At 43.9% G+C, this 26,947-nt stretch carries 14 protein-coding genes and 2 riboswitches; of the genes, 5 read left to right on the top strand and 9 right to left on the bottom strand.

Annotation, left to right across the window (positions count from 1 at the left end; translation table 11 throughout):
• The first annotated feature begins 6 nt into the window (after positions 1-6).
• The 5 genes from AC1DUD_RS17155 to AC1DUD_RS17135 all read left to right on the top strand — a co-directional run bounded on the left by AC1DUD_RS17155 (position 7) and on the right by AC1DUD_RS17135 (position 12,979).
• On the top strand, positions 7-3,219 hold the full coding sequence (locus AC1DUD_RS17155) for a SusC/RagA family TonB-linked outer membrane protein (protein ID WP_477376495.1): 3,213 nt from the start codon (positions 7-9) through the stop codon (positions 3,217-3,219).
• A gap of 11 nt (positions 3,220-3,230) precedes the next feature.
• Positions 3,231-4,910, top strand: a complete 1,680-nt coding sequence (locus AC1DUD_RS17150; RefSeq protein WP_477376493.1) for a RagB/SusD family nutrient uptake outer membrane protein — start codon at positions 3,231-3,233, stop codon at positions 4,908-4,910.
• A gap of 379 nt (positions 4,911-5,289) precedes the next feature.
• Positions 5,290-8,496 (top strand): glycoside hydrolase family 2 TIM barrel-domain containing protein, encoded by a 3,207-nt coding sequence (locus tag AC1DUD_RS17145; protein ID WP_477376491.1) that lies wholly within the window; start codon positions 5,290-5,292, stop codon positions 8,494-8,496.
• Between the two features lie 441 nt (positions 8,497-8,937).
• Complete coding sequence (locus AC1DUD_RS17140) at positions 8,938-11,694, top strand: glycoside hydrolase family 2 protein (protein ID WP_477376489.1); 2,757 nt, start codon at positions 8,938-8,940, stop codon at positions 11,692-11,694.
• Between the two features lie 37 nt (positions 11,695-11,731).
• Positions 11,732-12,979 (top strand): PQQ-dependent sugar dehydrogenase, encoded by a 1,248-nt coding sequence (locus AC1DUD_RS17135; RefSeq protein WP_477376487.1) that lies wholly within the window; start codon positions 11,732-11,734, stop codon positions 12,977-12,979.
• A 157-nt stretch (positions 12,980-13,136) separates the two neighbouring features.
• Here AC1DUD_RS17135 and AC1DUD_RS17130 read toward each other — a convergent pair whose 3' ends face one another.
• The 9 genes from AC1DUD_RS17130 to AC1DUD_RS17090 form a co-directional block, all read right to left on the bottom strand.
• Positions 13,137-15,278, bottom strand: coding sequence for a glycoside hydrolase family 31 protein (locus AC1DUD_RS17130; RefSeq protein WP_477376485.1), 2,142 nt, complete (start codon positions 15,276-15,278; stop codon positions 13,137-13,139).
• A 286-nt stretch (positions 15,279-15,564) separates the two neighbouring features.
• A complete protein-coding gene (locus AC1DUD_RS17125) occupies positions 15,565-16,305 on the bottom strand; it encodes a superoxide dismutase (protein ID WP_477376483.1) in 741 nt (246 codons plus the stop codon).
• A gap of 106 nt (positions 16,306-16,411) precedes the next feature.
• Entirely contained in the window at positions 16,412-17,254 is an 843-nt protein-coding gene (locus tag AC1DUD_RS17120; protein WP_477376481.1) for a DUF4397 domain-containing protein, read from the bottom strand.
• 10 nt (positions 17,255-17,264) lie between these two features.
• Entirely contained in the window at positions 17,265-20,033 is a 2,769-nt protein-coding gene (locus AC1DUD_RS17115; RefSeq protein ID WP_477376479.1) for a TonB-dependent receptor, read from the bottom strand.
• Between the two features lie 107 nt (positions 20,034-20,140).
• Positions 20,141-21,103: a cytochrome-c peroxidase gene (locus AC1DUD_RS17110; RefSeq protein WP_477376477.1), complete on the bottom strand. Its 963-nt coding sequence runs from the start codon at positions 21,101-21,103 to the stop codon at positions 20,141-20,143.
• Positions 21,104-21,465: 362 nt separating this feature from the next.
• Positions 21,466-22,134, bottom strand: coding sequence for a YceI family protein (locus AC1DUD_RS17105; RefSeq protein WP_477376475.1), 669 nt, complete (start codon positions 22,132-22,134; stop codon positions 21,466-21,468).
• Between the two features lie 83 nt (positions 22,135-22,217).
• On the bottom strand, positions 22,218-23,543 hold the full coding sequence (locus tag AC1DUD_RS17100; protein ID WP_477376473.1) for a peroxiredoxin family protein: 1,326 nt from the start codon (positions 23,541-23,543) through the stop codon (positions 22,218-22,220).
• Positions 23,544-23,569: 26 nt separating this feature from the next.
• The gene (locus AC1DUD_RS17095; protein ID WP_477376471.1) at positions 23,570-24,889 is read right to left on the bottom strand and encodes a peroxiredoxin family protein; all 1,320 of its coding nucleotides are present in this window, start codon (positions 24,887-24,889) and stop codon (positions 23,570-23,572) included.
• 223 nt (positions 24,890-25,112) lie between these two features.
• Positions 25,113-25,225: riboswitch (SAM riboswitch) on the bottom strand.
• 915 nt (positions 25,226-26,140) lie between these two features.
• Positions 26,141-26,587: a protein-disulfide reductase DsbD domain-containing protein gene (locus tag AC1DUD_RS17090; protein WP_477376469.1), complete on the bottom strand. Its 447-nt coding sequence runs from the start codon at positions 26,585-26,587 to the stop codon at positions 26,141-26,143.
• A gap of 200 nt (positions 26,588-26,787) precedes the next feature.
• A riboswitch (SAM riboswitch) is annotated at positions 26,788-26,897 on the bottom strand.
• Positions 26,898-26,947: the final 50 nt, after the last annotated feature.

Raw genomic sequence — 26,947 nt, 5'->3', positions numbered from 1 at the left:
TTAATTATGAAAAAGACTTTACTTAAAAAGTATGTTAACATTAAAAAGTCCCGGTTTTACCTGGGCGGTATAGTCCTTTTATTTGTTTCGGGTTTTAGTTCTGCCGCCCCTTTAAAAAGCGTTCCTCAAAAAACGGCAAACGCTGCTGTTAAAGGCCCTAAAGAAAATGCCGAAACCATAAAAGGACGGGTTATTGACCGTGTAACCGGTCAAACCATACCCGGAGTTTCTGTAAGGATAAAAGGGGGTACCAGCGGTGCAGTTACTGATATTAACGGTAGCTTTTCGATACAGGCGGCTAACAACGCTGTATTGGTATTCACCTACATTGGTTATGACCCGCTTGAAGTACCTGTTGACGGCCAAACTATCTTAAATGTAAGGTTACAGCCGGCAGCCAAAAACCTGAACGAAGTTGTAGTTGTAGGCTACGGTGCACAAAAGAAAACGTCATCTACCGCCGCGGTTTCAACCATCAATACAACCGAAATAGCTCAAAAACCTGTTGTTAACTTAACAAACAGCCTGGTGGGCCGTGCTTCGGGCCTGATCGTTACGCAGGGAAGCGGCGAGCCTGGTTTCGACGGTTCAAACATCCAGGTACGGGGGCAGGGTTCATTTAACCGTTCGGCGGCCTTGCTTATTGTTGACGGTGTTCCGCGTGATTTCAGCCGTCTTGACCCTAATACCATTGCCAGCTTTACCGTTTTGAAAGATGCGGCTGCGGTTGCTCCTTACGGTGTAGCGGGCGCAAATGGTGTAATTTTGGTTACCACCAAACAAGGCCGCTCAGGCAAAGCAACATTAACCTATAACGGCTACGTCGGTTTCCAAAATCCAACCTTTATACCGCAATACACTAACTCGTACCAATATGCGCTGATGCGTAACGAGGCCAACGCCAATGATGCTGCGGATGCAGGCACTCAATACACCCCGTTTGCTACAGATGATGACCTGCAGAAATATAAAGATCATTCAGACCTTGATGTGCATGGTGATAGCGACCCGCTGCATGATATCATTCTGAAAAACCGGTTAATTACCGGTCATAATATCACCTTATCGGGCGGTAGCGAAGATATTAGGTACTTTGCATCGGTAGGTTATACGCACCAGGACGGTATGTGGAGCACAACCTACTTAAACAAATACAACGGATCGTTAAACTTAACTGCCAATGCAACCAAAAGCACTACCGTAAACTTCTCGGTAAACAGCTACGTGGAAGACGGGCACTATCCCGGTACCGGAGCAGGCAGTATTTTAGATCAGGCCGAACGAACTGCACCCTATACCCCCGTTTATTTTACCAATGGTTTATGGGGCGGCTACATCGGTCAGTCGCTTGTAGGTGAGATCTATCATAGCGGTTATGATATCAACGAAAATTCGGCCTTGTTATCACAATTATCCATTGATCAAAAACTCCCCATCAAAGGCTTAAGCATTAAAGGCGTTATAAGTTATGATAACGGGCCCGAGCCATTGTTTAATACGCAAACATCGTTTCAACGCTCATACCGTACGCCTATTCCGTTTTATAGCGTAGCCGATAAAACCAAAAAGCCGTACACATTTGTGCAAAGCATTCAGGGTAGCCAGTATCCAAGCTACTCCGAAACCTATAACCAAACGCATTCCATAACAGCCCAGGGCTTATTGAATTATGCCAGCTCATTTGGCAAAAGCGATATTACAGGCTTACTGGTAGTTGAAAACCGAACGGTAAAATACAAAACGTTTTCGGCCAAAAAGATCAATTACAACCTCGATATCGACGAGCTCGATTTCGGCGGCCCTGCTCCTTCTGATGCAACCAACTCGGGGCATTCCGATGGGCAAAAGCAGATAGGCTACGTTTACCGCCTGGGATATGCCTATGATAAAAAGTACCTGTTTGAAGCAACCGGCAGGTATGATGGCAGCTACCTTTTTGCTCCAGATCACCGCTGGGGTTTCTTCCCCGCGTTTTCGGCAGGATGGCGCATTTCTGAAGAAAAGTTCATGAAAGGTAACATCGATTGGGTAGATAACTTAAAACTCAGGGGTTCATGGGGCCAGTCGGGTGCATACCCGGCAAGCGGCGGTAACATTCTTACCTACCAGTATTTAAGCCCATACCGTATTGCATCAAGCTCGGGAGTATTGAATAATACCACCACACAGGGCGTTTACGAAGGTTTGCAGGGCAACCCCGATATCACCTGGGAAAAAGCAACCAAAATTGACGTTGGCTTAGAAGCTACCTTATGGAACGGTGCTCTGGGTTTTGAAGTTGATTACTTTTCAGAAAAAAGATCGAACCTACTGGCACAGATCGCAGCATCTCTCCCTCCCGAATATGGTATCGGCTTAGGATTAGTGAACGGCGCCAACATGCAAAACCATGGTATCGACGTAACCATTACCAGCTCAAAAAGCTTCACTAAAGACCTGCGGCTGGATATCAAGGGTACCTTTACCTTTGCCCGCAACAAGCTGGTTAAGGTTTATGAAGATGCCGGCACTTATGCTAACCCTAACACCCGTCGCACCGGTAGGCCAAACGGAACCCAATTTGGCTTACAAGCTTTAGGTTACTTCACACCGGCTGATTTTGAAGCTGATGGAAAAACCTTAAAACCCGGAATACCTGTGCCGCAGTTTGGCGCTGTACGCCCCGGCGATTTAAAATACGCTGATTTGAACGGCGACGGCAAAGTAAACGGCAACGACCAAACCGTTATTGGCCATCCTAATACTCCCGAAATTATTTACGGGCTTGAGCCACGCCTTACTTATAAAAACTTTGACATCGACCTGTTGATCCAGGGATCGGGCAATAGCAATATCCAGCTTAATAATTATTTCGTGTGGCCTTTCCAGGCATCCGGATCGGCAACCGAGCTTACTTATAAAGACCACTGGACACCATCAAACACCAACGCGCTGTACCCACGCCTGTATGGCACTCCAAAATCAAACAACACACAGGCTTCAAGCTGGTGGGTAAGGAACAACTCATACCTGCGCCTCAGGAGCTTTGAATTAGGATATACTTTTTCAAGCAGGTTGCTTGGCAAGGCAATGCGCTCATTAAGGGTTTATGCTGCCGGTCAAAACGTATTTACCTGGACACCATCAGTAAAAGAAACTATTGACCCGGAAAACAGCGGAAGCAATGAAAATTACTTCCAGCAACGTGTGCTTTCAATAGGAGTTAATGCAACATTTTAAAATATAACGAGATGAAATCAACATATTTAAAAAAGGGCCAGGTCTTTTTTCTCGCTTTGCTGATTGTAAGTGTAAGCGCATGTAAAAAAAATCCATTAGATGTACCGCCCAAAGGCTTCTTAACCGATGCAGCTGCCTTTTCGTCTGAAGCCAACGCAGATCTGGTGCTGAACGATATTTACAGCAATCTCCCCGATCTGAACAATGAAACCCAAAACTCTGACCAATATACCGATAACAGCGCCTGCGGAGCATCATGGGAAACCGGCCAGTCGATAATTCGTGCTAACTCGCTTAATCCATCTAACGCTATCGATGGGCCGGCTGGCTCGTGGAAGTGGGAAACCGTTTATGCCAACATCAGGAAATGTAATATATTCCTTCAAAACGTGGCTATCAACAAAGCTAAATTCTCCGATACCTGGTATACCAAACGCGTTGGGGAAGCCACCTATTTACGCGCGTTTTATTATTCATTGTTGTATACCAATTACGGCGGCGTGCCACTTATTTCTCAACCGCTTGATAACCGCACCGGCGACGATATATTTATTGCCCGCGGAACCGCCGATCAAACCCTTGCCTTTATCGAAGCTGATTGCGATGCTGCAGCCACTGCGTTACCGGCTACCTCAGAGAACGGCCGCGCTACAAAAGGCGCTGCTTTAACCTTAAAAGGCTGGGTTGAGTTGTTTGCCGCAAGTCCGCTTAGTAACACTACAAATGATGCCGCCAAATGGACTAAAGCCGCAACTACAAATCAACAGGTAATTAACCTGGGGCAGTACACCTTATTTCCTGATTACGCCGGGCAATTCCTGTCGCCTAATAACTGGAACAAGGAAACCATTTTTGCAAGGGGGTATGCCGCGCCAAACAGGGGCCACAAACGCGAAGGGATACTGGGGCCTGTTATTGTAAATGGAGGCCAGCAGGCCTGGGGGAACCTCGCTCCCACTCAAAACCTTATCGACGAATATGAAATGGACAACGGCAAACCAATCACCGACCCTACATCTGGCTATGACCCTCAAAATCCATATATACATCGCGAGCCAAGGTTTTACCAGTCAATAGTATATGACGGTTCAACCTGGCAGGGCGATATCTTTAAATCACGTATCGGCGGTAACAACGAGATTGATTTAAGTTCATCAAGCGATATTTCAAACACCGGCTATAATGGCAAAAAAACGCTTGATGAGTCCATTCGCGGGCAAACAAGTTTAAATACCACCCAGGGTACCTCAAACTATATCTTTTTCAGATATGCGGAAGTACTGCTAAGCTATGCCGAAGCACAAAATGAGGTTGCCGGCCCCGACGCCTCAGTATATGCCGCGGTGAACCAGGTGCGGCAACGTACGGGTTCGGCCTTACCCGTGCTGCCGGCGGGCTTAACCAAAGATCAGATGCGCGGTGCTATCCGGCGTGAACGACGTATCGAATTTGTGTTTGAAGACAAGCGCTGGTATGATATCAGGCGTTGGGACATCACGGCCAAAGGCCCTGCAGTTTTACAGGAACAGGAATATGGAATGAAGATAACAGCCGACGGTACCGGTAAGTTAACCTATGCACCTGTACCGATATTTAAAAATACGTTCTCCGAGCATATGAACTGGTTGCCATTACCTTTAAGGATAATCAATCAAAACCCTAAGCTCACACAAAACCCGGGGTATAATTAATTTCATAACCTGGTCTTTTTAATTGGTTTCACGGCCCCGTTGGTTTGGGGCCGTGCTTTTTTTGAAGGCTACGTTAATTGAATTGATACAAAGAGTGTTTTAAAAACAGCGCTATTCTCAAGCCCAAAAACCTAATAATTTTTATATTGACATCAAATTTCAACACTCATTTATTGTAGTTGATCGTTTTTCTTCATTAAAAAAAGTAATTCTGTTAAATGGTTAAAATCGCACGTACAGCCTATTTGGTTTATTCTTGAAGTACAGGATGACAATAAATATGTACAATATGACAATTTGCAGCTGCAAATTTTATAGTTCTTTGTATTTGAAACATACATTTAAACCTGCCCCAATTTTTCAAAAATTATAAATACTTATGAGTAACACCCTGTTCAAGAAAAAGACTGCAATTGTTTTATTGATCGTTATTTTTATTTCCAGTTATAAGATAAGTTTCGGTTTCCAGGCACCTGCCGGAAGCAGGTTATCTGCAACCGATACAGCCTCTGTTCCCAAAGAAATTGAAGACCCGGAAAACATTGGCATCAATAAAGAAGCCAGCCATGCCACCCTCATGCCTTACGGCTCATTGAAAGAAGCACTGGCGGCAAATCGCCATGCATCATCATTTAGCCGCAGCCTTAACGGCCTTTGGAAATTTAACTGGGTAGACTGGCCGCAAAAGCGCCCTGTTAACTTTTACAAACCCGATTATGATGTATCTAAATGGAAGGACATCAAAGTACCATCCAACTGGCAGGTTGAAGGCTACGGTACCCCCTATTACAGCAATTTCACTTATATCTTTCAAAAAGACTTCCCGAGGGTAATGAGCACCCCGCCCGAAAAGTACACAGCCTTCACCGAAAGAAACCCGGTAGGCAGCTATCGCCGCGATTTTACCGTACCTGCCGAATGGAAGGGCCGCCGTATTTTCATCACTTTTGATGGTGTGGATGCCGGTTTCTTTATCTGGATAAATGGTAAAAAAGTGGGTTACAGCGTAAACAGCCGCAACGCCGCCGAGTTTGATCTTACCAAATACCTTAAACCGGGCAAAAATACTTTAGCTGTTGAAGTTTACCGCTTTACCACAGGCAGCTATCTTGAAGACCAGGATATGTGGCGACTGAGCGGCATTTTCAGAAATGTAACGCTTTGGAGCAGTCCGCAGGAACATATCAGGGATTATTTTGTAAAAACCAATCTCGATAAACAATATAAAAATGCCGATGTTCAGGTATCGACCAAAATAAAAAATTACGGCACCGCTGCGGTTAAAGCACGCGTACTGGATGTAGCTCTATACAATGGTAGCGTACCTGTACCGGGAGCAACTGTAAAAAAAGCTATCCCAGCCCTGAAGCCTGGTGAGGAAGTAACGGTTGAAACCAGCTTCCATGTAAATAACCCTCAAAAATGGACAGCAGAAACACCAAAACTTTACACTACGGTCGTAAAAATTAATGATGGTGCCAATGCTATTGAGACCCTGTCTTCACGCACAGGTTTCAGGAGTATTGAGATCAAAGGCCGCCTGTTCCTGGTTAATGGTGTGCCTATTAAGCTGAAAGGCGTAAACCGTCACGAAAACTGGCCTAACGATGGCCACGCGGTTACCGAAGAGCAAATGATCAGGGATCTTATACTGATTAAACAAGCCAACTGTAACCACGTACGTACCTGCCATTATTCAGATGACCCGCGCTGGTATGAGCTATGTGACCAGTATGGTATTTACCTTGTTGCCGAAGCCAACTTAGAAAGCCACGGCGCATGGGATGAGTTTAACGAAGAGCCAAGGATCAAAGCTGCACTGATTGACAGGAATGTTGCCAATGTGGAGAACTTTAAAAACCACCCTTCGGTTATTATCTGGAGCTTAGGCAATGAGTGCGGCAGCGGCGGCTCAAACTTCAGGGCTATCCTGAAAGTGATCAAAGATATCGACTCTACCCGCCCTACACACTACCAAGGCTTCGGTATCGGTAAAAACAACCCTGCCGATATGGACAGCGAAATGTATACCGATGTTGAAAATCTTGAAAAACATGCCAACGACAATACTTTAACCAAGCCATTTTATCTGTGCGAATACGCTCACGCCATGTTCAATTCCATGGGTTCAGTGGATATTTATAATGATCTGTTTGATAAATATCCGCAGTTATTAGGTGGTGCTATCTGGGAGTGGCAGGATCAGGGGATCTATAACAACCGCGACCCTAAACATCCAATAACCGCTTTTGGCGGCGGCTTTGGCGAGTATCCAAATGATCAGTACTTTATCCATAAAGGTGTTGTGTTCTCTGATCGTTCATTGAAACCACACTATCCTGAGTTGAAACATGCCTACCAGTGGATCAGCATTCATCCAAAAGATCTGAAAAATGGCATCGTTACCATTAAAAACCGCTACCAGTTTATCACCCTTAACAGCTTTACTGCCAAATGGGAAGTTAGCGAAAATGGCACCACCATATCATCAGGCAACCTGGCATTGAAAGAAATTAAACCGGGTGAAGAGCAGGACATAAAGGTACCTTACAACATTAGCCCTAAACCGAGAGCCGAATATTTCCTAAGGGTTTCGTTTGATCAAGGTGCTGATAATTTATGGGCTAAAAAAGGATACGAAGTTGCTGCCCAGCAATTGGAATTGCCGATAGCTATCCCGGCCGCTAAAGAACAGCCTGCAACAGACAAATTAACCTTATCTGATGGGGCTAATGAGATCAAAGTAAAAGGCCCGGGCTTTAGCCTGGAGTTTGATAAAGCGAAAGGCACTTTTTCGAAAATGGAAAAAGATGGCCAAAACCTTTTGCAGGATAACGGTGGCCCTACGCTGCACCTATGGCGTGCCCCGCACCGCAAAGATGATATGTGGGCTTATGACGATTATTGGGTTAAATACGGCCTGAAAGATTTAGCATGGAAAACCGACGAGGTTAAAGCCACTCAGCTGGCTGCCGGCCAGGTAGAAATAAAAGTAAGCCTTACAGGTACCGGCAAAAGCGATTTTGTTGTTCATCACCAGGCTGTTTACACCATCAACAGCAATGGCAATATTAAAGTTGATAACAATGTAAGCTTTAATGGCAATGATAAAATAGTGTTTGGCAGACTGGGCGTGCGCCTGTTCCTGAAACAGGACCTGAACCAGTTTGAATACTTTGGCCGCGGCCCTATGGAAAATTATGCCGACAGGAAAAGCGGCTTTGATGTTGGCCATTATACAAGCAGCATAGCCCAACAAATGACGCCTTATGAAAAACCGATGGATTGCGGTAACCACGAAGACGTAAGGTGGGCTAATGTAAGCACTGCCAAAGGTACCGGCATTGCTATCAGGCAAGCAGATGAGCTTTTCCAGGTAACCGCACTACCATACAGCGACGAGGAAATGACCGATGTGGAATACAAAATAGACTTACCTAAAAGCAAAGGCACTGTATTGTGTGTTAGTCATAAAACTTTAGGTGTAGGTTCATACGGTTGCGGCCCGAGGCCGTTGGAGCAATACAGGGTGTACGCCAAACCTACATCTTTTAGCTACCAGATTCAGTTGTTGGGTAAGAAATAGAGAAAAAGGCTACCCCTCTTTTTAATTGTCATCCTGAGTGTTTAAATCCAGCGAACTCTGAAGGTGAAATGACAAACGAGAGCCGGTCAGTCTGAGCCTGTCGAAGACTCGCGCGCAGAGGCCCTGCCCACCATGCTTCGACAAGCTCAGCATGACCCTATTTTAATTATGTCATGGGTAGGTACGAAGGATCTTCTTCGCCATGTATAGCGCCTCTGCATCTTTAAGAAGATCCTTCGCTATCGCTCAGGATGACAACTTTTAAACATGTCTTGGTTAAACTCAAGAGTGTTCCGGGAACGATTGCATAGTTTTAATTGGGCATATCCTTTTTTTGCAGTTTAAGGTTGAGTAATCTTGTTAACAGGCTTAAAGATATCCTGTAGTACAACCAATTAACATTTTACCACAAGCCTTAGCAACAGGCACAAATAACCAGTAATGAAAAAAGCTTTTTTGCAATTATTGTTCATCGCAACCTGCTTCAATGCATTTGGACAGCAAACCATAGTTAAATACCTATCGGGCACGGATAAAGACCACACCGTGCAATGGGATTTCTTTTGTACCGATGGGCGAAAGAGCGGCCAATGGACAAAGATTGCAGTACCATCCAACTGGGAATTACAGGGTTTCGGCACATACAACTACGGGCACGATAAAGTTAAAGCCAACGAACAGGGTTTATACAAGCATGAATTTACTGCCGGCAATTGGCAAAACAAAAAGGTGTTCATCGCTTTTGAAGGCTCAATGACCGATACCAAAGTGATGGTGAACGGCAAACAGGCCGGCCCGGTACACCAGGGCAGCTTTTACCGGTTCAAGTATGATATAACCGGTTTAGTAAAACCTAACAGCAAAAATCTGCTCGAAGTTACTGTTGATAAAACATCGGCAAACTCATCAGTAAATGATGCAGAACGCCGCAACAGCGATTTCTGGGTTTTCGGGGGGATTTACCGCCCGGTTTACCTGGAAATTGTACCCGAAACTTTTATTGAAAGACTCGCTATAAATGCCAAAGCCGATGGCTCCTTTCAGGCTGACATATACCCTCAGAATTTAAAAGGCGATGAAACTATTGAAGCACAGGTACAAAAACTAAACGGCGAAAAAGTAGGTCAGCCATTCAGCATAAAAGCAAATACCGCTGCTGAGCATCTTGAACTAAAATCGAATTTTAATAAACCTTTACAGTGGAGCGCCGAGTTCCCTAATCTGTACCAGGTTACCGTGTCGATCAAAAATAAACAGGGCGTTATACATAGCATTACGCAAAAATTCGGTTTCCGCACGGTTGAGTTGAGGGTTAATGATGGGTTATATGTAAACGGTGCCAGGATTATGATGAAAGGGAGCGACCGCCACAGCTTCTGGCCGGAAACCGGTCGTACGCTAAGTCATGAGATCCAATTAATGGATGTTAAGCTGATGAAGCAAATGAACATGAACGCGGTACGCATGTCGCACTACCCGCCCGATGCTGATTTTTTAGATGTATGCGACTCCCTTGGTATTTATGTGCTTGATGAGCTCACCGGCTGGCAAGCCAAATATGATACCATTGTAGGCCGTAAGCTGGTTAAAGAACTGGTGGTGCGGGATGTAAATCACCCCGCTATCCTGTTTTGGGATAACGGAAACGAGGGCGGCTTTAATCGTGGTCTGGATAATGATTACGCCTTATATGATCCGCAAAAACGTACGGTGATCCATCCCTGGGAAAAATTTAACGGCACCGATACCAAACATTATCCTGATTATAATTATATGGTTAACGCGGCAGCTAACGGACAGGAGGTATTCTTCCCTACCGAGTTTATGCATGGTTTATATGACGGCGGTGCAGGTGCCGCACTTGATGATTTTTGGGCACAAATGGTGAAACATCCTCATGGAGCGGGTGGTTTTATCTGGGCGTTTTTGGATGAAGCAGTTATTCGTACCGATAAAAACAACACCTATGATGCTGATGGCAATCATGCCCCTGACGGCATTGTTGGCCCCCACCGCGAAAAAGAAGGCAGTTTTTATGCCATTAAAGAGATCTGGTCGCCGGTGTATATTGATCCGCAACCTATTGATAAAACCTTTAACGGAAAAATCCCGGTTGAAAACCGGTATAGCTTCACCAACCTTAATCAATGTACCTTTAAATGGCAGCTGGTTAAATTTCCATCAGCCAGTGCCAAAACAACTGCTGCAATTGTAAGTGCGACCGGTTCAGTTGCAAAGTTTGATCTTAAACCGGGCGAAAAAGGAGTGCTCAATCTTGGCCTGCCTGTATCATGGGCAAAAAATGATGCACTGTATCTTACCGCTTATGGTGCTGATAAAAAGGAGATTTTTACCTGGAGTTGGGCTTTAAAAACACCCGCTGCTATTAACAAAATTGTCACCTCCCCTGCTAAATCAGCAATAAAAATTGATGAAGCCGGTCAGCAGCTTCAGGTTGTATGTGATGGTATCACTTATTATTTCGATAAAACTACCGGCTATATTCAAAAAGTGGTTAAACCATCGGGCACTGTTTCTTTATCGGGCGGCCCAGTGTTGGCAGGTGTAAATACCACATTAAAACAGTTCAGCAATAAAGCTATTAAGGGCGGTTATATTGTTGAAGCCAATTATGATGGCGCGGCATCCCTGCATGTAAAATGGACTTTCGCCCCGGGCCAGCCAGCAAAACTGGAATATCAATATACTCAAAAAGGCGATGCAGATTTTATGGGCGTCACTTTTAACTATCCTGAGGAAAAGATCACCGGGATGAAGTGGCTTGGCCGCGGCCCTTACCGCGTTTGGAAAAACAGGCTCAAAGGTCAGCAATTTGGTGTTTGGCACAAGGCCTATAACAATACCATTACCGGCCAAACCTGGGGTTACCCCGAATTTAAAGGTTACCATGCTGAGCTTAACTGGGCGGTGATTGAAAATAAGGAATCACCTTTTACGGTTTATACTGCCGATAAAAACATCTACCTGCAAATGCTGCACCCGGCAAGGGAGCAGGCAGCGCTCGAAAACAATAATGTTGAACCGGCATTTCCCGAAGGCTGCATCGGTTTTTTAAACGCGATAAGCCCAATCGGCACCAAATTCCAGGCTGCTAAAGTGATGGGGCCACAAAGCCAGACTAATCACGCCAGCGGCGAGCCGGTAAACGGTACGCTGTGGTTTGATTTTACGCATTGATCATCAAACACTAAACCAACAATAAAATAAAACCTTTATGAAACCACTATTCCGCGGTAAATACAATACAAAGCCACATGCCCTTTTTATGCTGATGGGTATGGGAGCTGTTATGCTTGTATGTTCATCGTATGTTTTTCATACGCCTAAACCTAATAGCGCTGCCGAACCGCCTTTGATCACAGTAAAAGTGCAGCAAATCAGCGCCAATTTGCAATCGCCAACTGCTCTAACCTTTCCGGGTAATGGCGAGATCTGGGTAACCGAGCAGCCCGGGAAAATCCGCGTGGTTAAAGATGGCAAACTGCTCGATGAGCCGCTGCTTGATCTGCGAAGCAAAATGCTCAAAGTAAATAAAGGTTATGAAGAACGTGGTTTATTAGGGATTTGCCTGCACCCGCAATTTAAATCGAACAAAAAATTTTATGTTTTTTATAGCGCCAATACTACCGGCAAATTTAACCACAAGGATGTAATAGCCGAATATAAACTATCGGCAAATTCAGATGCTATCGACCCTAATAGCGGTCGGGTAATTCTCGCGCAGGATAAACCCGATGGTAATCACGATGGCGGTTGCATCCAGTTTGGCCGGGATGGTTATTTGTATATCTCGTTTGGCGATGGCGGCGGACAGGGCGATAAGCACGGCGAAATTGGGAACGGGCAAAATTTAAGTAACCTGCTTGGTAAAATCCTGCGTGTTGATGTTAACGGCAGTGCGCCTTACAGCATCCCCAAAAACAACCCTTTTGCAGGTAAAAAAGACGCAGCTCCCGAAATTTGGGCTTATGGTTTCCGTAACCCATACCGGTTTTCATTCGATAAAGCATCGGGGCAGTTGTTTGCAGGCGATGTTGGCCAGGATCTTTGGGAAGAAGTGGATATTGTAACCAAAGGTGCCAACTATGGCTGGCGTTTAACCGAAGGAACGCATTGCTATAATCCTGCTACCGGCTGCGATATTAAAGGGATTACCATGCCCATTGCCGAATACAGCCATACCGAAGGCGTTTCGGTAATAGGCGGCTACGTTTATAACGGCAAACAAGTACCCGTTTTGAAAAGCAAATATGTATTTGCCGACTGGGTAGGTAAAGTATTTTACCTGCAAAAGGCCGGCAGCCAATGGCAGCGCGGCAAAATTACTTTTCAAAATGCCCCATCAAATTTAAAGATCATTGGTTTTGGAGAGGACCCGGCTGGCGAGGTTTATGTGCTGACTAATTCAGATACCGGGCCGGAAAATGCTAATGGGAGCATTTATAAGATTGTTAAGAATTGAGATACAATATTATATAAAAGCGTCATTGCAAGGTACGAAGCAATCCCCGGTTAGCAGAGCAGCTCTGTAAAGTTTGCGATTGCTTCATACCTCGCAATGATGTTTTTTTGAGCCATACGTTTTTTATACTATCGTTTTAGAGTATCTCTCAAAAGCTTCAATTAACAACTTCCCATTTTTTAATAACATACCTATTCCCTTTAAATTTCCCGACCCGTTTAAAATCTCCTTTATTTTTGTTCCATAACAAATTCACGGTATTATATACCCCATTCTCATAATTAAAAGTGATGCCGTCATCCTCAAACAAAGTAGCCTTATTAGCATCACCGTATACATAGCAGGTAATCTCAAATTTAGTATCGGGGGCAACAAACTCTACCGGTTTGGCCAATGGCAAAATAGTCCCGGCTTTGATAAATATGGGTAATTGGTTTATATCCGGCTTAATTGTATAATATTTACCGCCTTCATATTTTTGATTAGTATTATAATCGTACCATAGGCCTTCGGGTAAATATACCTTCCGCTCGTCTATTTTTTCGGTTAAGGGAGCAGCGAGGATATCATTTCCTATCATATATTCATCCGAAAGGTTAAAAGTGTTTTTATCCTGCGGATAATCCATTACCAAAGCCCTGAATGGCGGGATGCCTTTAAAATGATAATCGGCAAAAGCATTGTACAGGTATGGGATGAGGCTCATCCGAAAGTTCAGCAATTTGCGGATGTCACCTTCAACTTCTTTAGCATTATCCATCAATTCCCCTTTATTATTCTTTTCCTTATTAATCTGCAGCCAGGGCGGGTTTTGCAGGTACCAAGAATTGTACAGTGTTTGAGCCGAAAGCACCGCGGTTTGACTGCGACGCATAAAATCTTTAATAGAATTGGATTCGCGCACTTCCGGCGACCAGATCATACCCGCAAAGCCCGAGTTGAGGATCATCCGGATATACTCATCATGAAGGTAGGTATCGCTATATAATGCTGCAGGATACGATGAAGCGAATGCGTTTGATGCACGTACATCAAGATAGGTACGCTGGTTTAACTTTTTATAAATGCCGTAGATAGTTTTTTGATAAAGCAGGCCGAAAAGCTGATGCATCTGCTCACCATCAATACCCGACGGAAACTGACTAAGCTCCGGGAAGCTCCATGTGTCGCTGCCAAAAGCGATATTTGAATTATCGCATTCGTCCATTTTAAAGCCCGAAATTCCCTGTTTCACGAATGTTTGCTGATGATAATTGGCAAAGATGCTGCTCGCAGCAGTGTCGGCAAAATCAGGCACAAGGCCATTCCAAACCAGGTAATTACCGGCTTTGTTTTTTAAAGGCGCATACAACGGCGATTGGGGCGATGTAAAGGCATGTTCCCACAGGTTGATATGGAAACCTTTATGCTTCATTGAATCGATAAACTCGTTTGGCGTAGGAAAAAAGCTTTTGTTCCATACATAAGAGCATGAATAGGAAGCTGTTTGCCATCTCGGTTCTAAACCCAATACATCGCAGGGAATATGGTTATCACGAAAGTAAGCTGCCATCTTATCAACCTGGTACTGGTTGAAATCGGCTTTAACCCGGTATTTAACACCAAGTCCCCAGATAGCAGGTAAGGCTCCCCCTCCCGAAAACAAATTATAACGCTGCATAGCGGTTTTAAGATCGGGGCCCGCAAAAACAAATACCTCTATCCCTTTGGCTCCGGGAATATCAACCGTTACATAGCCCGAAGCCTTGTTATCACTTTTGTATAGCTCCTCAACCGAGTTGCCGCCTTTACCTGCTGTTACTTCACCTTTGCTTACATTTAATTTCGCTGTATTACCGCAGTAAAAGGTTGTATACCGGGAGGTGTTTATCAAAATACCATAGCCTTTGTTTGATACATAAAGGGTTGTGGGTCCGTGAGTATAGCCGAGGTCATTAAGCGGGTTATCATTTACTATCGGGCGTTTTTTTAAGCCCCGCTGATTAAATGAGCCTATCTGCATCCCAAATCCGTACAACTGCTCGCTTTCATCCAATGGTACTTCAACTACTACTCCTCTACCATTGATGCTTATCTTAATATCATTAATATTAAAAGGCAACTTGCCCTCAGGCAAGCCTTTCAAAGCAGCTGTCATCGGCAGCTCGTCGCAAAAACTATACGGGGTAAACTTATCTATTGTTCCTGAGCTTAACTTTTGTATCCCGGTGGCCAGTTGCGTTGTTTGGCAGCTGGCATTCAAAGCAACTATTTGAAAACAGATGAACAATGTGATTGCCCCGGTAAAATATCGTTTCATATTATTAGCGATGTATAATGCCCAAAGTTAACAGAGGCTGGTATAAATCGTTAATTATTGAATTGTTTTTTATGGATGAGATACTTGCTATATCGCCATAGCCATTATTCACAAACCAGATTTGGGGGGGATGTAGCAATCATTACTGAAAAGCCCGCATCAAAATCCTGCTGATAAAAAGCAGGGGCAAGCGGTATCACTGTTATAACCGCATATATAATAAATGTCGTTAACAGAATTTTTTGCAGCAGCCCTAATTTGGCCGTTGTATAATACTTGTCATAGATCAGGCTAATCTTTTATTCACAGCATTCCAGTTCACTACATTCCACCAGCCGGCAACATATTCGTTCCGCCTGTTTTGATATTTCAAGTAGTAGGCATGTTCCCATACATCCAAAGCCAATAGCGGCGTACCTTTTACAGCAGCATTATCAAATAAGGGGTTGTCCTGGTTAGCGGTGGAGGTAATAGTAAGTTTTCCATTCACATTAACCAGCCACACCCAGCCCGATCCGAATCGGCCAAGCGCTGCCTGTGAAAACTGTTCCTTAAACTGTTCAAATGAACCAAAAGCCGCGGTAATTGCATCTTTGACCTTTCCATCAGGCCCGGCCGAATTTGGCGTTAAACTTTCCCAAAAAAAGTTGTGGTTCCAGGCACCGCCACCATTGTTCCGTGCTTTTGGCGAAAGCTGTGAGGCATGATCAAAAAACTCCTTCTCAGTGCTAAAAGTCAGTTTTTCGGCCACAATAGCATCATTTACATTTTTGATGTAGGCAGTATGGTGTTTGGTATAATGGATCTCGTTGGTAAGTCCATCGATATATGGTTCCAAAGCTTTATAGTCAAAACCAAGCGGCACCTGGCTAAATTTTAAAACATCGCCCGTTGGCAAATGGCTTTCGTTTTGGTTGTAAGCGGCCAATGCCTTATCGGCGCTCAGGAAGAGCGGACCGGTTACTGCAACTGCCACGGTTGCTTTAAGGGTATTTTCAATAAATTGTCTTCTGCTGTTTGTTTTCATAATGTGTTATTGTTAATTACCTAAAATGAAGCTGCCCGGTTTATTAAATCGGGACAGCCTCTTTTTGCACAACTCATTCCACCATGCTGCGCTTTATCATTAAAATTTAGTTATGAGTAATTATGGTTGCCCCTATGGCTGATGAACCCGGCGTACCGTTGATGTAAATAGTATAGATTTTCCCGGCGGTAAGCGTTACATTCTGTAGTTTATCACCTGTAATATTAACTGCTGAATGATCTGCTGTTTGCGTAACCGAGAAATTAACGGTGCCTGCATCAACTGCAACAAAAGGCCCTAACGACCAGGTATTCAAGCCCGAGCCCGACAATACCGAACCGCCAGCCCTGCCATAAGCTGTATTGGTAAAAAGAGCGGTTTGTCCTGCTACCCCAAAATCGACACTGGCGCTGCCCGGTGCAAGGTTTACAAACCTAACTTTAGCTTTCCCGCTTACCGGCGCACTCAAATCGTCATAAAAAAGGATTAGCGAATCGGCGGTGGCTTTGGTGTTTTTAACGGCGAAAACGGTATGATAATAATTTGCGATAGGTCCGTTAGGGCCGCCGGTTGAAGTAAAGGTTGCGCTGTTACCAAACTGCCTCGAGGCTTTGTATGATGTATTTGTACCTTCGGTAAAATTGATCTGCACATCGCCAAACTGGGTATCCAGATAATCGCTTTTGGTGTTAATGGCTACTGCTGTTTTGGTTACCTGGGTAGTGTAAGCCCAAAACTGGATCCCCACATTTACAGGCCGCGCGTTCACAAAGCTGATGTGGGCTGCAAGTGCAGGCCTGTCGGCAGCGTTAATGTTCAAATAATCTGTTTTTTTGCAGGATGATGTAACGATCCCGACTACACTTAGCAGCAGCCATACTTTGTTCATTTTTAATATAGATGCCCTTTTTATTGTTGGCTTATATTTTACTTGATATATACTTTTCATGATTAAGCTATTATAAATGAGCTGATAATTTGATAAATGGCTGGATGCCCGCACTGCCGTTCTGAATGCCAACAACCGTAGGATTGCGCAAACCTGCTATAGATGGATCGGAGTAATCGCCTAAAACATTAAATACGTTGTTAACGCCTACAGTACCTTGTACCCTGTAGGTAAACTTGTAACCCACCGAAAGATCAGTTACCCAAATAGGTTTAAGGTTTTGATAAAAATAAACCGGGTTAAGCGGGTCGGCTGCACTCAACTGCGATGCTGTGGTTACTTTACCAAAGTAAACCATACGCGCCAGGAAGGTAAATTTATCCACGCTATAAATACCCTGCAGGTTTACCTTCTGAGCCGGAATATTGGTGGTTACCCTTGCCCTTTCACCAGGGCTCAGGATAACGTTCTTGTATTTTTCGAGACCTTTAGGTGTGTTTACTTTAGTTACCTCGTTCTTTTCAAAGTTGCCACCAAACAGGAAGTTTATATTTCCCTTGTCCAATAGCAATTTGTAGCTTCCGGTAAACTCAATACCCTTGGTACGGGTACTAAACTCATTGTAAAAAAAGTTGGCCTGCGCGGCACCTGTTTGCTGAAACAGAGTTTTAACATCCTGCGGCAGATTAGTATCTGTCGAGGTAAAATTACCTGTATTACCTACCCTGTTATCAATATTGATCAGGTAGGCATCAACCGTTAACTCCACGTTACTGCCCGGTGCCGAGGTTAAGCCCAGTGCGTATCCCTTTGATTTTTCGGGTGATAGTTTGGGGATGCCCAGCGCACGCGCCGCAGCACTTTGGTTTGATGCCGTCAGGATATCAACTCCCCTGCCCTGTTGAAATGAGGTAGATATGGAAGTATAATAAGATTGTGCCAGATCAGGTGCCCTGAAACCGGTATTGGCTGATCCGCGAATGCTAAGCCACCTTGCAAAGCTGTAACGTGTAGCCGCTTTCCATGTAAATACATTCCCGAAATCTGAGAAGTACTCGGCACGACCGGCACCCGAAACGAGCCACTCTTTAGTAACATTCAGCTCCAGATCAGCATAGCCTGCGGTAACGGAGCGGCTTACATTAACCGCATTTTCGGGTCTGAAACCCAAATGGATCTGCGAACCTGCAGAAAGACCGTTCAGCGAAGTTACACCGGCATTTGAAAGGTAAGGGATTCCGCCGGATGTAGTATCGATATCAACAATATTGCGCTGATCGGCCTTTGAATATGAAGCTTCTTCACCGGCAATGATCTGGAAACCTTCAACCCTATGCTGGGCACCGAATGCAACGTTTAAGCCTTTTAATATTTTATTAAAGTACCGGGTAAAATCAAGCGCCGTTGTGTTTTGGCTGGCATTATAACTGCCTGCGTCAAAACTGGTAGGGCTTTTTAAACCCAAACTTGCGTTAAGCGAGTTATCAACCCGATTACCGAATATATTTTTACCATATACGTTTGAGAAATCCACGTTCCAGTCGCCAACCTTACCTTTTATGCCAACAGCTATCGATTCATCAACTATATTATTTTCCATGGCAGGCAAAAAACCATCGGGATAAATAAAGTTGTTGTTTCTCGATGTCCAGCCAGGTAAACGATAAGTGGCCGTAAACTGTGAATTACGGCTGCTGATACCACCAAAGGCATACAGCTCTGCCGAGTTTTTTAAAGGTAAACCCGCGTTGAAAAATAACAACGCATCCTGCCCGGCATTTGATCCGCCGGCACGCTGGTCAAAAAAGTGACGATCAATACCCCGGCTTGCCAAAATAGCATCATCAATTGCTTTGGTATATATTGCATCATATGCGCGCGTGTTTGCTCCACCGCCGTAAATAGGACCGTTATACAGGCCCGCATCCTTCCGGCCGGCCGGTAACGAAATGGCCTGTGTGGCATATTCAGTAGTGACATTAATGTAGCCGCCATTGTCGCCCAAACCAACACCGTAGTTGGCGCTTGTACGGGTAACTGCGCCATCGCCACGCCTGCGCACACTTCCCGAAGTATTAACCGCGAAGTCATCGGTTTTCTTTTTTAATACGATATTGATAACCCCGGCAATAGCGTCAGAGCCGTATTGGGCGGCAGCACCGTCCCTCAATATCTCGATCCTGTCAATAGATCCGGTCGGGATGGCGTTGAGGTCGTAACCGGTTGAACCGTTACCTAAGCCGCCATAATTAACGTTAGCGCTTTTATGCCTGCGTTTACCGTTCACCAACACCAATACCTGGTCGGGACCTAAACCGCGAAGCTGGGCAAGGCTCAGTGCTGAACCGGCATCACCCGCGTTACTTCCGTTAACCGAGTGGAAAGAAGGCGAAATATATTGCAGTATCTGCGTTACGCTTACCTGCGGAGCAGATTCCAGCAGCGGTTTTATATCAATTACATCCACCGCCACCGGCGAGTTAAGCTTGGTGCGGTTGGCATTACGCGAGCCAACTATCTGCACCTCGTTAAGGGCGTTATTTTTCGATGGCTTGAGGCTGATCTGGAATTGTTTGATTCCGTCAATCTCAACTTCCTGTGTTTCAAAGCCGACAAATGAAAATACCAAGTATTTACCATTACGGATCACAATACTAAAGCTACCATCAGCTTTGGTGACAGCGCCTTCGTTCAATCCTTTTACTGTTACGGATACGCCCGGCAGGGGGGCTTTGTCATCGGCGGAGGTTACCACCCCGGTTACCGTTCGTTTTTGTGCATATATGTTTTGCCCGAAAATGAGGGCGAAGAACACAAGCAAGAGTACAATTTTCTTCATTTTTACAATAGTTCAAGGGCAAAGCAGTGGCTACGGCAGGGCACTTCGTGCCCTGCCGGCAAATGCGTGCCAGGTTGGGGTTAATTAATTACTTGTTGGGGAATATTTTAATTTGAGGCCAGTTTTTGCTTGAAACGGTCGTCGGTAAGGGTCTTTAAAAACTCAACTATATCATCAATTTCGGCATTGGTGAGGTTAAGTGGCTTTTCAAGCGCCAGATCGCGGTTGATCCCATCTTTAACCACCAGCGATGGGTTGTTGTAATACTCAACCACGCTTTTCAATGTTTTGAATTTACCGTTGTGCATATAAGGAGCAGTAACCGCCACATTGCGTAAGCCCGGAATTTTAAATTCGCCCTCCTCGGTTTTATTTTTAGTGATGACCGAGCGGCCCGGATCGTTCAGATCCTTCCCGTTATACAGGCCAATACTTTTAAACCTGTCGGCAGTAAAATCCTCGCCCGAATGGCAATTGTTACAAGCGGCTTTACCGATGAACAACAATCTGCCGCGGGCTGCGGCTTCAGATATGGCATGGTCATCGCCATTCACATACCTGTCGTAAGGGCTGTTTGATGTTTCAAGCGTGCGCTCAAATGAGGCAATGGCTTTCAACAGATTATCTTTGGTGGGTGCTGATTTAAATATTTTTTGAAATGCATCGGCATAGTATTTATTGTCGGTTAATTTTTTTACGGCATCTTCAATTGGCAGCCCCATTTCTGTAGCCGATGTTATAGGGCCCAAAGCCTGCTCTTCGAGCGACGCAGCGCGGCCATCCCAAAAAAGGTGCGGTCTGCCGGAGAGGTTGGTCAATCCCGGCGAGTTACGGGCAGTTAGGTTGCCTTTTATGCCTTTGCTAAAAACAGCACTATCGGCAAAAGCAAATTCCGGTTTATGGCATGATGAGCAGCTGATGGTATTATCACCCGATAGTATCGGATCAAAAAACAGTTTTTCGCCCAGTTGCTCTTTGGTTTGCACATCATCTTTGGTACCTACAAAACTCATAGTGCTGATCAATATGACAATTGCTGCCAAACCCAGAAGTATTTTTCCTTTTTTCATATCAGTATGCATTTAAGCTGCGGGTTAAAAGTTCAGGCCTTTGCCGGGGCATCCAATCCCCCCGGCTCCGGACCTCTTCCAAGGTTAAATGAGTTTTTAAATGCTTTTAGTAGTCAAAGAGATAGCCCTTCACCCTGTACAGGGTGATTAAGCATAATAAATTCTAAAGTGGTATCCTGTTTTGCTAAGAAGCTGCTTAAAAACAATTAAATAAAACTGCTATATCTCTCCCACGTCATTGCGAGGCACGAAGCAATCCCCGACTATACAGGGCGGATTTGCATAGCCCCTCTGCCTCTTGGGGATTGCTTCGTGCCTCGCAATGACGACTTTTATACATGTTTTTAAACAGCTTCTAAAGACTACTGCGCGTTAGCAGTAAGGTTAACATTCAGATCAAAATCATCATAGATCACCTTATCGCCCAGGTTTTCAAAAAAGTTTTTTGAACGGAATTTAATATCATACTTAGTACGATCGACAGTTATTTTGGCGTTGGCAGTCAGCTTTTTACCATTAACAGCTACCGTTGCCGGGAAGCTAACATCATTGGTGATTCCTTTTATGGTAAGCTTGCCGTTAACATCGTACTGGTTACCGCTGGTTTTAGTAGCAGAACTGATTACCAAATTTGCTTTAGGGAATTTTTCGGTATTAAAAAAGGTTTCGCTTTTAAGTGTGCTTACCAATTTCTCGTTTTGCGCCTGATCTGTTAAATCTGCATCGGTAATGGTATTCAGGTCAATATCAAAGCTTCCGCCTTTAAGGGCATTGTTTTCAACTGCGAAATTACCGTTACTGATCTTTACTTCGCCATTGTGGTCGCCTGTTGCTTTTTTTGCGGCCCAGGTAAGTTTACTACCTTCGTTATCTACTTTAAAAGATGCAACCTTAAACCGTTTTTTGGTTTCAGCGGTTTTAATTATGCCGGTTTTACCTTTAGTAAGCTTAACGGTTTTTATGGTTGATGAAGTGAATGCGGTTAGTGATATAAAAGCTGTAAATAATACAGCGCCTGAAAATTTTGTCATGGTGGTTATTGTCTTTATTTGTGTTTTTAATAAACCCGGCAAAGCTGTTACCATTCGCCGGGTTACGTGATTCAGTTGATTGTTTATTTTCCTTTTAAAGTTTCGTTATTGCTTTCAACAGCGTTGGCTTCAGTTGCCGGGGCTGGTTCGGCAATCAGTTCGTCGAGCAGTTTGTTAAACTTCTTTTCGTAATCCTGGTAATATTTACCGGTAACTGTACCTGTGTAACCGGTGTAGATCTCCCTTACGTAACCTTTTCTGTCGATAATGATGGTAGTTGGAAAAGCCACAAACTTGTTTAATGCAGGGAGCTTTTGCGATACCAGCTTTTTATCGGCAAGGCCTCCAAATAAAATATCATATTTGATATCATATTTATCTTTCAGCTTGCCCAGCGTGTACTGTGCATATTTCAGGCTGTCTTTTTGCTCAAAGCCGATAGCTATCGCCTCAACCCCGCGGTTATGATTTTTGTTGAACCACGGTGACAGGAACACGGTTTGATCGGTACAGTTGGGGCACCAGGTACCAACAATTTCTATGATGGTAACTTTGCCTTTGTACTTGGCATCGCTTAACGAAACAGGTTTGCCAGTAAGATCAGGAAACGTGAAATCAAGCTTTTTATAGCCTTCTTTCAGGTAGGTTAGCTTGTACGGGTCAGGCAGTTCGGCCTTATCATCCTTTACAGCATCAAACTTGGTATTGTCATAAATACCCTGGCCTATTTCTCCGCTCAACGTACCATCCGGGTTGATCTTACCTTTGTAAATCTTTGGACTTGGGCCGGTAAAGCCGCTCAGTTCAAATTCATCGCCTTGCACGGTACCTTCCAGTTCGCGGCTGTCGCCGGTTACCTGCATAATTACACCGGTAAGCTTATTGCCGGTTTGCTTCAGTACCGCTATTTTGTTAGGTACCTGGTCTTTTGAATAAACTTTCAACTCCCATTTACCTGTTAAATTAGCTGTCGGGGCAACATCCTTGCCGGGTTCAATAAAGCGGTAGCTTTTGCCGTACTCTGCGGTGAACGGTAATGAATTCCCCCTGAAACCCGGTACCAGGCTGCGGTATTCACCGCTTAAGGTTCCGTCCTCTTCCACTTTGGCAACCAGGGCGGCATCATAGGTATTCATTTTAATAAATACCGAATCTTTGCCCACCTGCTTTACATGGAAATTGTCGCGGCGTGTACCGTTCAGCAGTGTGAATACAGCATGTTCAGCATCTTTGCCTTTCAGCTCGAAATTAAAGGGCACTTTAGTTTCGGCTACGGTGAACACACCCCGCCACACACCTTCCTTGATAAATTTTACCGGTGGATTTTTGTCCGCCGCGTGCACGGTACCGGCCAGCAACAACCCTGCTGTCAGGCATTTGAATGAAGTAATTAAATTGAGTGTTTTCATTCGATAAATTATAAGATAGTTAATAGTTACTTACCCTGGTGAGCTGGCTGATCAACAACGGCGGCTGTTTCCGGTGCAGGCTCGGCAATAAGCTCGTCTAACAGCTTGTTGAATTTCTTTTCGTAATCCTCATGGTATTTACCTGTTACGGTACCGGTATAGCCTGTGTAAATTTCCCTTACATCACCTTTTCTGTCGATGATAATAGTTGTAGGGAACGCGATGAACTTGTTAAGCGCGGGCAATTTTTGTGATACCAGTTTTTTATCGGCCAGGCCGCCAAACGCGATATCGTAATTGATAGCATATTTATCCTTTAACTTACCCAAAGTGTATTTGGCGTATTCCAGGCTGTCTTTTTGCTCAAAGCCTAAAGCAATGGCTTCTACACCGCGCTGATGGTTTTTATTGAACCATGGAGAAAGGAACACCGTTTGATCGGTACAGTTAGGGCACCAGGTACCAATGATCTCAACGATCACAACTTTGCCTTTGTATTTATCATCACTCAGCGATACCTGTTTGCCATCGATCCCGGGGAACGAAAAATCAAGCTTTTTGTAACCTTCCTTTAAAAATGTCAGCTTATAAGGATCGGGTAATTCTACCTCAGCTTTTTTAGCAGCATCAAACTTCAGGTTTTTATAGATACCAAAGCCTTCTTCACCGCTGATAGTTCCATCAGCATTGATCTTTCCTTTAATGATGAACGGGCTCGGACCGGTAAAACCGCTCAGCGCGAATTCATCGCCCTGCACGGTACCTTCCAGTTCGCGGGTATCACCAACAACGGTCATTACCACGCCGGTAAGCTTATTCCCTTTTTGTTTTAATAAGGCGATAGATGCAGGGACGGCTTCTTTACTGTAGGTTTTGATCTCCCATTTACCGCTCAGATCGGCGGTTGGGGCCACATCTTTACCTGGCTCAACAAAGCGGTAGGTTTTTCCGTATTCGGCTTTAAAAGGCAATGAGTTACCTCTGAAACCAGGTACCAAACTGCGGTACTCGCCGGTTAAAGAACCATCATCCTCCACTTTTGCAACCAGGGCCGCATCATAGGTATTCATTTTAATGTATACCGAATCCTGGCCGATGGATTTTACATGAAAATCGTCTCGACGGGAGCCATTGATGAGGGTAAATGTAGCATGCTCGGCATCCTTACCTTTCAATTCGAAATTGAACGGAACTTTTGATTCGCTCACTGTAAATTCGCCGCGCCATTTTCCCTCTTTTATAAATCTGGGCTTAGGGCCATCATTGGCAGAGGCTACAGCAACGCCACCAAGTAAAAAACTAACTGAGAGCAGTTTAGCTTTGGATAAGTAGTTTGTAATTTTCATTTGTATAAGTTTAAATTGTTGTTAATTGATACATAGCGTGCTAAAAATTTGGCACAAAGAATCCTTCCTGGCCCAGTTAAGGCCAATAATTAAAGGCAATAAAATTTCAGGAAACCGGCTTTTTAAAACCAGAAGGTGTACTGAACCAAACAACAACATCGTTTAATGGCTACCGGTTGCACGTAGAAATACGGATACTTTAATGTGTTCATGGTTTTTAGTTAATTTATATTCCGCCGGCATAATTGCTATCGGAAAAAGTTTAGCACTTATTTCAAACAATGAAAAGTCGCTATAAGATCATCGAGACTTCCTCTCCCTTATTCTTTATAAATCAACTAATTAATGGTGGGGTTAATTAGAATGCTGTAAAGATAGTAACAAATATGATAAATACAATAAAATCTATAGATTTAGTAGAATATTTTTTAATTACACCCTATTTATCTCATTAAAGCCTTAAAGGCATTTAAATTTTATTTTTTATCGTAGAGACGCATCACATGCGTTTCCTTTAGGACGAGCGAATCACCAGGTAGAAACCATATTGAAAAATAGCCTCTTACATCTTAAAGCACGAGGCACCTACGGAGCCTTGAGAAGTATATCCATTAGGCTATAAACACGTTACTCCTACGGAGTATAAAGCAATATGGCTGACGTGCCAATCGGCCTCAGAGAGGCCACGTGTTTATAGACAAAATTTAAAGAGATATTGGACTCCAGCGGAGTCTCGTACTTCAAAACGATTTCCCTGAATGTCAATATTGATTTGCTTATGAAGACACATGTGACACGTCTCTACATAAAATGTTTTTAATCCAATTCAAACTTCTTCTTATCTTGTAAACGATCAACATCCTGGTCTGTACAGCACACGCCTGTTTTACCACCATAGCAAAGCAACGCACTTAGTACAGCCAGGATGTTGATCTTATTTCTGGATCAATTTCCGGGATAAAAGCGCAAATTAACAACAATGGTAATTACAGAAAAGGATGCCACCATTCTGTAAGCGGGCTTTAGTGATAAAATTCAATTTCGGTTTCATGGTATTTATTTGTGTAAACCAGGTTTAAGCAAGTGGAGTTGTCCCCGACACTTTGCTCCGTCTAACAGTTCAATTTGGTGGCTAATGAGCTGTTAAACTATATTACTATTTTGTGATCGATAAATTCCGCTTTTTCTAAAGTCGTAAGTTCTAAGTTAAAAATAGAAAACCAGACTTGACTTGCGACTTTCGGCTTAGTACTATTTCACAGGAATGCTGAACTCAACATCCTCAGGCGGCAAACATTGCTTGTTACTGCATACCATATAGTTCAGGGTACCATTAACTAATGCCTGCCCGTTTTTAAGTTTTACTTTTTGCTGAAATATAACCGATTGCTCAAAGTACTGCACATTCATACTAAATGCCTTTTCATACTTGCTAACAGCTTTAGGCTCTGTTGTATTGCCGTTTAGCGTATAGTCGTCACTTTTATCAAACCTGAACGAGGTTTTTATCGGGCCTCCATCGGCAACGTTTTGCGAGTAAATATGCCAGCCCTTATCAATAGTTGCTTTTATAAACACAACGGCCTGCTCTTTATCAATCTTCTTTGCCCCATACGACCATTTTACTGGTGCCAGGATCTGCGCATATGAGGCAGTGCTAATGACAAAGGTTAAAGCTGCAAGTATTAGTTTTTTCATTTAGTGTGATATACTGATGATGTTGTTTTGTTTGATCGCCTTACTTGTAAATAATTAACGGCAACAACACAGATCTGTATAGCAGATGGTTTTATATATTTTCATGAGTAAACAGGTTTTCATCTCTTTTTTTTGTTTTCATATCCAATAAAACTTACCAGAAAAAGAGCCGTGGAGATATGTATATAAACCTGTAGCATCTCTTATCTTTCTCCTTTGCAGGAGCAGGAATTAGCACCTTTTACATATGGTATTGTACAGGTTGCCAAGACTTCATGGGGCCTTTCCCTCCGTCTTTTCTGGATAAGTATTAAAGAACTGATGATGCAAACATACAATTAAATCTATAATTCCTATAGA

The sequence above is a fragment of the Mucilaginibacter sp. P4_A11 genome (genome assembly GCF_056402535.1).
Note: the sequence above shows the minus strand (reverse complement) of the source record. Positions and strands in the feature narration are given on the sequence as shown.